The following is an 8,955-nucleotide window of genomic DNA, read 5'->3' on the forward strand; positions in this document are numbered from 1 at the left end:
CCAGTTCAAGCTGTTCTTTCGCTTTTAACACTCGTTGACGATCAGATGTCGTACAACCGACGACAAGAACGACACCATCCGTTAGTTTCGAAGTAATCCGACTATCGGCGACTTGCAACAATGGTGGTGCGTCAAAGATGATGATGTCGAATTCTTCGCGTAGTTGTTCCGTTAGATGTTCCATCGCACGTGACGACAAGAGCTCCGCTGGATTCGGCGGAATCGGACCGGCTGTCAAAATTGATAGGTTATCGACTTTCGTTGGTAAGATGGCTTTGTCTTTTTCCGCTTGGCGTGTCAAAAGACTCGAAAGTCCAAGACCATTCGCAACACGGAACGTATAATGAACCGTTGGGCGACGCATATCCGTATCGATAATCAATACTTTTTTCCCTTGTTGCGCGTAAGCNNGCCATGAATTCAATGTTCGTCCGGATTGTTCGATACTGCTCAGCAACAGGTGACTTCGGTTGCGTGACCGTAATCAGTTTCCGTGCATCTTTGTTCATTTTGCTCTTCTTAGCCATATTGTTTGACCGCCTCTCGTTTTGCTGCTTTTGACGATGACTTGAATACTTTACTGTCGATATCCGGGATACTACCGAGTACCGGGAGATCAAGAATTTGTTGGACCTGATCTTCTGTCCGGATGCGACGATCGAGTACTTCACGTAAGAACGCAAGACCGACACCGAGTAAGAATCCAACAACTGCTGCGATCGCTGTGTTTAAAATGATATTCGGACTAACAGGTGAAGTTGGGATGCCTGATGTCGACAAGACGGTAACGTTATCAACGCTCATTAATTTTTGCACATCTGAACTAAAGACTTCTGCGATCGAGTTTGCCAAGTTTGATGCAAGTGCCGCATCCGTACTTTGGACCGAGACGTTAATGACCTGTGAGTTTTGTTCACTTTCGACTGTGACCATCTTGTTCAAAGCATCTACGTTTGTTGGTGCGTTTGGAACTTCTTGTTGAACCTGTTCTAAAATCGCTGGGCTTTTAATGATGACCCGATATGTATTAACCAATGTGACAGACGACTGGACGGATTGTGCATCGATGACTTCATTGTCTTGTTTCTTTGGTGTGACGAGAATTTGTGTTCCTGCTTGATATGTCGGTTTGATCAAAAAGCTACTGACGGCAAATGAGATGAGCGCGGCGACAATCGTCAACGCCAAGATGCGCCAGAACGATTTACGTAAAATCGAAAATAATTCCTGCAAGCTAATCGTTTCATTCATGGTCTAATTATTCTCCTTTATTTGTCTAATTCAGTGACTTTCCTACATCAACTAGGACTCAGTATAACAAATATTTGGGAAATGGTTGATGTTTTTTTAGGAAATGACATACGTTTATTGAAAAACATTGCGTATAATAAAAGATGAATTGTTACTTTTTACATTCATTTCCGTATCTCGACATAGGAGGAATTTCTTTATGCATCGCTCGCTACAAGCGCTTCAATTCTATACTTCTCACTCAAAAGAAGACATCATACGACTTCATGAACGGATCCGTTCGAGTCTTGCTTCGACGGAATCCTTGACGGATACGATGATCCGAATTACCGGTCAACCGCCGCTGATTCCTTATGACGAAGATACCGTCACGGTCGACGAATGGAATGCATTCCTCGCTGGAAAACATCATGCGACACTAGCAGATTTTTACGGTACGTTGGTTGCTCGTCCAATCTTGGACGAAGATGGTCCACTTCCGGACGAGGAAGAAGAACCACTTCCCACTCTGTCACGGAGTCATCGTGAACCGGAACCAAAACGACGTAAAAAAGAGAAAGAAATCAAGCATGCTGGAGCAAAACGATCATTACCTTGGGGCTGGATCGCACTGTTAATTCTTTGTTTCTTACTTGGCGCTGGTGGAACCTATGTCTATTCGACGTACTTCGCAGGTTCTGCAGATACGACACCAAAAGCGACTGTCGAAAAACCAGTCACGGTTGAAAAAACGAAAGAAAAGAAACCAAAAGCAACAAAAAACACTACAGCTGTTGATGACGTTTTGTATGTTAAAACACGTTCCAGTAACATCTACCGAGAAGAAGCCATGACGACATTACTCTACGAAGCTGACTTCGGTGATGGATATCGTATCGTCAAGAAAAAAGACGGTGTGACTGAAATTGAATTATCGGATGATTTAACTGGATTCATCAAAACAGTCGATACGACAAAACGACTTGCAGGTGAACCACTCGCTGACGAAACACTCTTGACGTGGGCGAACGATAACCTCGATACAAGTTTTGTTACCGGGACCCTCATTGACCTTATCGGCAAAAGTAGTGAAGAACTGAATAGTCTTTATGGACCAGCTGATCGGACCTTCAATGATGAATTGCATGACTATCTATTCTACGGAAAGCACTTTTTTGTCTTGAAGGACAACAAAGTCATCGCCATTGACTGGACGGAGACGAACATTACGAATGAGCAATTAGCCTCACTCGCTCCGCTTCAACTCGAAACGGATACAACCGGACTCGTCACAAGTAACTCGTATCGTCTTCAGCGTTTTGCGAAAGACGGAACAATCAGTCGGATTCGTCTAGCTGAACAATCGTTTTAAACGAAAAGCACCAAATCCTCACGGATTCGGTGCTTTTTATCATTCCATATCGAGTGAATAGCGTAATGCCGTTTGTGTTTCTTTCAGCGAATCGTCTGTCGGGTGCCAGTAATAGATTCCGTCACCTTCTTTTCCACCCGTGCCTTCAAGCTTGAGGTTCTTCTGGTTACGGAAGGCATCCATATAATCAAATGCGAGTGTCCGCATCGGTTTGAACGAAACGTTCGTTTGTGCGTTCTTCCCGACGACATCCATGATGGCGTTGAAGTTACTGACTGAAACGTCGGACGACAATTTGTTCGCAACTTGGGCGATGACTTCCCGCTGGCGCATCTGTCGACCAAAGTCACCACGTGGATCTTCATAACGCATCCGTGTGAACTTTAATGCTGATTTTCCATCTAAGTTGACTTTACCGACCGGGAAGTGTGTCCCGCTGACGGTAAAGTCCAAATCATTATTGACCGTCACCCCACCGACGGCATCAACTAGAGACGTAAATCCTTCCATGTTGATTTCCGCATAATAGTTGATCGGGATATTGAGGAATTTTTCGACCGTCTTGATTGTCATCTCTGGTCCACCAAATGCGTACGCGTGGTTGATTTTATCATTCGTCCCATGACCGACGATATCAACCTTTGTGTCCCGGGGAATACTGATCAAGCGACTTTCATTTCGTGTCGGGTTCAGTGTCATGACCATGATTGAGTCACTACGCCCCCGCTCGCCTGGTCGTTGATCGACACCAAGTAATAGCACCGAGACCGGCTTTTGCTCTTCGACGACTTTATCTCCCGTATTCTTAACGGGCGACTGAATTTTTTTGACCGTCTGGTCGACTTGATAATATGTATAGCCGATGAATCCGCCGACACCGACGACGAGGACAAGTGCGATCAATAGCATGATTTTCAGTGGCGTCCAGCGTTTTTTCACCTTACGTTTTTTCTTTACTCGTTCCAACTGCGTCCATTCCCTTCTGTGTTTTGCTTCTCATTAGTATCGGTTATGCATGAAAAAACTTACAGTCCGAGTATAACGAAATTTGAGCATGATTTGTCAAAAACGGGAAAAGATGAAAAAAAGAGCCTACTACAAAGTAGACTCTTTACCTCTGAAAAGACTTAATAGAGTGGTGAATTAGCCGAAACCTTTTCAAAATCGAATACTTCAAAAACTTTTTTCTTACTGTTATAGTCGAGATTCACAACCATTCGTTTTTTAGGATCCGTTGTTTGAAAGACGTAGGCTTTTATCGATTCCGGACCCGCTACGCCGTCTTTGATTTCTTTCTTCGTAGCAATACTTGTGAAGTCGATTGTCATCAAAGTCATCCAGTCTCCGAGACCCTTTCCTGTCAGAACAGCATCTAACTGTTTTTCCGTCATGCATTCTTTTAGTTTCGCGCCTTTTACGAGTTGCATCTTACTTTCACGCGCCTCAAGCTTCGTATCTGCCGTGATATTGATGATCTTCATCGTCAAGCGATAAACCGAGTCCTTCTTTTTTGTCACAAATGTCAAATCCGTCGTCACTGGTGGCACTTTTGCTTTTGTATCAAAAAACTGATAGTTAGCGATTTTCTGGCCTTCTCCATTTGAACTCGTTTTTGCTTTTTTCTTCAGCATCGTGGAACCATTTTTTTTGATGAGTTGTGTTTTATAACTTTTTCCATACAAGACCTTTGCTGCTTGCTCCATCGTCATACCCGCTTTAAGTGCTGTATATTGATTCGTTGCTGTTGTCTCGACTTTCGTTGCAGCTGATGCCGTTCCACTAAAAAGTGTCGATCCTGCGATGACTGCTGCTACAGCCAATTTCATAAATGTCGTTTTCATCTTCCTATCCCCTTTTTAGAATGTCTCGTGATTTTCAATAATGTAGGTTTTCTTTTTCGTGTCATAGCTCATCTCAACGTAAATGCGTGATTTCGTCGATTTTTGGAAGACATACAGTTTTCCTTTAAACGCTTCAATCTCATAGGCTTTGATTTCTTTCGCACTGAAGACGCTTCGTGCATCTTCCTCAAGCAATCCAGCCCATTCCCCAAGACCAGACCCCGAGAGCAGACCATCGAGTTGTTTCTCCGTCATTCCCGTCTTGATTTTAGCGCCCGCGTTTAACTTCCGTGTACTTTCTCGGTATTCGGAATATGTATTCCGTCCCATTTCGACTTGTTTCGAAATAAGACGATACACGGAATCGTTCTTTTTCGTCATGAAACCGAGCGACATCAAAGTCGGAGGAATCTTTGCCTTCCGATCATAGATTTCGTAATAAATTTCCTTACGTTTATCTTCAACGTCCTTAAACTCTTCTTTCGTCTTCAATACTTGTGAACCGCTTTTCGTCGTTAATTGTTTTTTGTAATCTTTACCGTATAAGACTTTTGCGACTTGCTCCATCGTCATACCCGCTTTGAGTGCTGTGTATTGATTCGTTGCTGTCGTCTCGACTTTCGTTGCAGCAGATGCTGTTCCACTAAAGAGTGTTGATCCCGCGATGATTGTCGCCACCGTGATTTTCATGAATGTCGTGTTCATATTCCAAGCTCCTTTTTAATAACGATCGTGACTTTCGACACGATACGTTTTCTTTTTGGTGTCATAGATGAAAAAGACATACTGCCACTGATTCGTTGCTGTCGGAAAAACGTATGATTTCGTATGAATGATCGTCGCTTTCCCTGCTTTAATTTCTTTTTTTCGAAGGACAGATGTCGTATCAGCTAGACCGAGTGTTCCGAATGCTCCGAGTCCTTTCCCCGTCAGTAGTCGATCGACTTGTTGTTCTGTCATCCCGTTCTTGATTTTCGCACCTTTGATTAGTTTACGATCACTCGTCCGAAATCCTGCTGCCGTGTCACGCTTGAACTCCATTTGTTTCATCGTCAGCCGGTACTTTGTTCCACCTGTCTCCGTCATGAACATCAGGACACCGATTGCTGACGGGAATTCAACTTTTCGATTCACGAGATCATAGAGAAGAACGTTCCGATCCCATTCCTCCATCTCGATCTCTGTGTTCAATCGTAAAACTTGTGAACCATTTTTCATCTTCAGTTGTTTTTTGTATGTCTTGCCGTAGAGGACTTTTGCGACTTGCTCCACTGTCATCCCCGGTTTTAACGCACGATATTGTTTCGTTGCGATTGTCTCAGCCTTTGTTGCTGCATCCGCTGTTACTGGATTAAGGCAAACTGTTGCTAGAACTACTATGAGAAGGAATCGCCTCATAATCCAATTATGCATCAGAACCCACCATCTTCGGTCGCACCGGAAACCGTCATGATATCTGTGACGACATAACCTTTACCCGTATCATGCATCCTGACGCGCTTCTGCTTATTCTTTTTGTCCGTCTGGAAGATGTAAATCTTCACTTTTGCCTTTCCGAATCCAATGTTTTTCAACTCTCGTTTCGTAAAGACCGATCTATAATCCATCACAGCCCACGTCATCCAATCACCGAGCCCTTTTCCTGTCAAGACAGCATCTACTTGTTCCGTAGTCATTTCGAATCGAATCCGTTTCCCTGTCATGAGTTGTTTCGTACTTTGCCTTACGGTCTTATCTCGTTTCATGTCAACGCCTTTGAATACAAGACGATAGAGCTTGTTCTTCGGCTTTTTCATGAACATGATTTGCATGACATGCATCGGCTCTTGTTTCGTTTGATCATAGAAGAAATACTGAAGGCTATCGACAGATTCTTCTGAAATAACTTTCTTTACATCATGTTTGAGAACAGTCGATCCATTTTTCTTCGTTAAGTATTTTTGATACGACTTGCCGTACATCTGCTTAGCAAACTCCGTCACCGTCATCCCGAACGAATAGTTCTTCAAAGAATCGGTGAATTGTTGTTCGTTCTTTGTTGCCGCTGAGACCGAGCCACCGCTAAGTAATACGATTGCCATCAGACAGACGAAACTCGATTTGATCCATTTTTGCATCCATTCCACTCTCTTTCCATTCCTGTTACTTTAGTTTTTAGTCTGAATCGTCCGAATGTCACTGACTTTATAGGTTTTCGCTTGTTCGTCATACGTCAACTCGACATGTTGCCATTTATTCGTCGTCGATTTAAAGACATATTCCTTCACTCGAAACACGTCAGCAAATCCTCGTTTTTGTTCATCTAGCGTATAAGCAGACGTTGTATCCATATGACCGAGCATCGTCCAGTTGCCAAGACCCTTGCCCGTCAATTTTGCATCGAGCTCTTTTTCCGTCATCCCGTTCTTGAGTGTCGCACCTTTGACGAGCGTCCGTGTACTTTCGCGATATCCCGTCTTTGTTTTTCGTTCGATGAACAGTGCTTTTGTCACTAATCGATAGCTTGTACTCTTTTGCTTCGTCATGAACTGTAAGACAAGTTCGGTCGGGAGATCTTGTTTTGTCGAATCAGAGATGACATGGATTAATTGCTTATGTCCTTCGTCGCTTCCTTCAAAGTTGATTGGAAGCTTCAAGACAGTCGATCCGTTTCTTTTCTTGAAGTGTTTTTGATACGACTTGGCATACAGGACTTGAGCGACTTGTTCCATCGTCATTCCATTTTTTAAGCCCTTGTACTGTGTCGTCGCAAGCGTTTCTACTTTTGTTGCTGCGGATACCGTTCCTGGAACAAACAGACTAAGCAGTAATACTAAACAGAATGACCACGTGATGATGCGCTTCATACCTGCTTCCCTCTCTCTTTGATGACTCTATACATCATCATTATTCATTTTTCGTACTTCAATGAAATCCCGATTTCTGTGTCAACCTCATATCGCTTTTTCTTCGTGTTATAGGACAAGGGGACGACTTCGATTTTTTTCGAATGTGATCGGTGGAATTGATAGATTTTATAGCGTCCATTCTTCATCGGACTTTTTTTTATGACGGATGAAACGTTCCAGCTCAGATACATCGACACCTGTCCGAGCTTTTTACCTGTCACCAGTTGATTAAGCTGTTTCTCTGTCATTCCATGGCGGAGTGCCGACGATTTCACAACGGTCCGGCTATTTTCGTACAAGCCATTCTCCGTATCGCCTTGATAGTACAGCGCTTTTTGTGTCAGGTAATATGTCTTCTGATGCTGTTTCGTACTAAATTCAAGAAGTGTTGTTGTTGGAAGGTTTTTAGAGGGACGATCCAGTACATATCCGAGGGACCGATAACCTTGTTCGTTACCGGTCGTGCCCGGTTTTTTCGTAAAGACGACTCTCCCATCTTTTTTCTTGATGTACTTTCGGTACTCTTTTCCGTACATCGTATTCGCGACTTCCGTCAGCGTCATGCCGAATTTGAGTGTTTTGTACTCTTGCTTGATTTGCAGTGCTTCTTTTGAGGCTGCCGATATCGTATTCGGAATCAAGACCGACATCGCTATGATTACGAGGACGATCAGTTTTACGAGTAATTTCATTTTGATGTTTCCTTTCTCCTTGTTCCTTCATGATGACTGTTAGACATGATTGTCTGCTTATTTTGTTTTAGGTGATTCAATCGGAATGAGTCTATAGTTGTTGACCTTATATTGTTCCTGCTGATCATCGAACTTCATCGTCATATCGATTTGCTTCTTTGGATTAGAGCTTTGGAAGATATAAATCTTGATCCGTCCCTTATACTTGTACGCTTTCCGTTCCTGTTTCGTCTGGACGGATGTAAAGTCCCATGACCAACGCATGCCAACCTGACCTAACCCTTTTCCTGACAACAGTGCGTCGAGCTCTTTTTCTGTCTCATCTCCTTGAACATACGTCACATGCTTCAGTGTCCGCGTGCTCTCCCGAAGTCCTGTATTCGTATCCGCTAAAAATTGAATCGTTTTTTGTGCGAGATAATACGTTTTTCCATTTTTCTTCGTATAGAACTCAAGTGTCGTCCGACTCGGAAGGGTCTTCGATTGATTCATGAATGAATACGACCGGGACCGGTATCCTTTATCCTGCTTTGCCCAATTCGCTTTTTGCTTTAAGACCGTCGCACCATTCTTTTGTGTTAGATGCTCCTTGTACGACGAACCGTACACGACTTTTGCGATTTGTGTCAGCGTCAGTCCGAACTTCAATTTCCGATAATCGTTTAATGTTTGCTGTTCTTCTTTTGACGCTGCCTGTCCTTCGAGGGTTCCGCTCACACAGAGGACACCAATCAGGAGAACACATAAAATTCGTTTCATCGTTCGACCTACTTTCCTTATTTCACGAGCTGAACGGCACGATCAGCATTCAAGCGACCGTATCCGTAAGTCGTGTCACGGCCTTTTTTGCCGAGGTCCTTCGCTGACTTACGAAGAATCGATTCGACGTCCGTCACTTTGATACTTGGCTTCAAGCTATAGAGGACACTCGC

General features: G+C 43.5%; 11 protein-coding genes. 1 reads left to right on the forward strand and 10 read right to left on the reverse strand.

Features of this window, described 5'->3' with window-relative positions; all coding sequences use genetic code 11:
• Positions 1-457 (reverse strand): CpsD/CapB family tyrosine-protein kinase (locus B2751_RS12710; RefSeq protein ID WP_422653606.1); only part of this gene is annotated, 457 nt, incomplete at its 3' end.
• A 62-nt stretch (positions 458-519) separates the two neighbouring features.
• Entirely contained in the window at positions 520-1,251 is a 732-nt protein-coding gene (locus B2751_RS12715; RefSeq protein ID WP_290775099.1) for a YveK family protein, read from the reverse strand.
• A gap of 199 nt (positions 1,252-1,450) precedes the next feature.
• Here B2751_RS12715 and B2751_RS12720 point away from each other — a divergent pair, with 199 nt between their 5' ends.
• On the forward strand, positions 1,451-2,602 hold the full coding sequence (locus tag B2751_RS12720) for a hypothetical protein (RefSeq protein ID WP_290775101.1): 1,152 nt from the start codon (positions 1,451-1,453) through the stop codon (positions 2,600-2,602).
• A gap of 39 nt (positions 2,603-2,641) precedes the next feature.
• Here the strand turns inward: B2751_RS12720 and B2751_RS12725 are convergent, their stop codons facing one another.
• The 8 genes from B2751_RS12725 to B2751_RS12760 all read right to left on the reverse strand — a co-directional run bounded on the left by B2751_RS12725 (position 2,642) and on the right by B2751_RS12760 (position 8,782).
• Positions 2,642-3,568: an LCP family protein gene (locus tag B2751_RS12725; RefSeq protein ID WP_290775103.1), complete on the reverse strand. Its 927-nt coding sequence runs from the start codon at positions 3,566-3,568 to the stop codon at positions 2,642-2,644.
• A gap of 161 nt (positions 3,569-3,729) precedes the next feature.
• A complete protein-coding gene (locus B2751_RS12730; protein ID WP_290775105.1) occupies positions 3,730-4,443 on the reverse strand; it encodes a hypothetical protein in 714 nt (237 codons plus the stop codon).
• Positions 4,444-4,458: 15 nt separating this feature from the next.
• Positions 4,459-5,148 carry a hypothetical protein gene (locus B2751_RS12735; protein WP_290775107.1) on the reverse strand — a complete coding sequence of 230 codons (690 nt, stop codon included), beginning with the start codon at positions 5,146-5,148 and terminating at the stop codon, positions 4,459-4,461.
• Between the two features lie 15 nt (positions 5,149-5,163).
• Entirely contained in the window at positions 5,164-5,856 is a 693-nt protein-coding gene (locus B2751_RS12740) for a hypothetical protein (protein WP_290775109.1), read from the reverse strand.
• Positions 5,856-6,560 (reverse strand): hypothetical protein, encoded by a 705-nt coding sequence (locus B2751_RS12745; RefSeq protein ID WP_290775111.1) that lies wholly within the window; start codon positions 6,558-6,560, stop codon positions 5,856-5,858. Before B2751_RS12745 ends, B2751_RS12740 begins: the two co-directional genes overlap by 1 nt.
• A 30-nt stretch (positions 6,561-6,590) precedes the next feature.
• Complete coding sequence (locus tag B2751_RS12750) at positions 6,591-7,289, reverse strand: hypothetical protein (protein WP_290775112.1); 699 nt, start codon at positions 7,287-7,289, stop codon at positions 6,591-6,593.
• A gap of 44 nt (positions 7,290-7,333) precedes the next feature.
• Positions 7,334-8,023 (reverse strand): hypothetical protein, encoded by a 690-nt coding sequence (locus tag B2751_RS12755; protein WP_290775114.1) that lies wholly within the window; start codon positions 8,021-8,023, stop codon positions 7,334-7,336.
• A gap of 57 nt (positions 8,024-8,080) precedes the next feature.
• A complete protein-coding gene (locus tag B2751_RS12760; RefSeq protein WP_290775116.1) occupies positions 8,081-8,782 on the reverse strand; it encodes a hypothetical protein in 702 nt (233 codons plus the stop codon).
• Between the last annotated feature and the right edge of the window lie 173 nt (positions 8,783-8,955).

Origin of the sequence: Exiguobacterium sp. UBA6282, assembly GCF_002440475.1 — a bacterium.
GTDB lineage: Bacteria > Bacillota > Bacilli > Exiguobacteriales > Exiguobacteriaceae > Exiguobacterium_A.

Coding starts and splice junctions, on each gene's coding strand:
- B2751_RS12750 (WP_290775112.1), bottom strand. CDS start 7,289: ATGAAGCGCATCATCACGTGGTCATTCTGTTTAGTATTACTGCTTAGT.
- B2751_RS12730 (WP_290775105.1), bottom strand. CDS start 4,443: ATGAAAACGACATTTATGAAATTGGCTGTAGCAGCAGTCATCGCAGGA.
- B2751_RS12715 (WP_290775099.1), bottom strand. CDS start 1,251: ATGAATGAAACGATTAGCTTGCAGGAATTATTTTCGATTTTACGTAAA.
- B2751_RS12760 (WP_290775116.1), bottom strand. CDS start 8,782: ATGAAACGAATTTTATGTGTTCTCCTGATTGGTGTCCTCTGTGTGAGC.
- B2751_RS12755 (WP_290775114.1), bottom strand. CDS start 8,023: ATGAAATTACTCGTAAAACTGATCGTCCTCGTAATCATAGCGATGTCG.
- B2751_RS12740 (WP_290775109.1), bottom strand. CDS start 5,856: ATGCATAATTGGATTATGAGGCGATTCCTTCTCATAGTAGTTCTAGCA.
- B2751_RS12735 (WP_290775107.1), bottom strand. CDS start 5,148: ATGAACACGACATTCATGAAAATCACGGTGGCGACAATCATCGCGGGA.
- B2751_RS12720 (WP_290775101.1), top strand. CDS start 1,451: ATGCATCGCTCGCTACAAGCGCTTCAATTCTATACTTCTCACTCAAAA.
- B2751_RS12745 (WP_290775111.1), bottom strand. CDS start 6,560: ATGCAAAAATGGATCAAATCGAGTTTCGTCTGTCTGATGGCAATCGTA.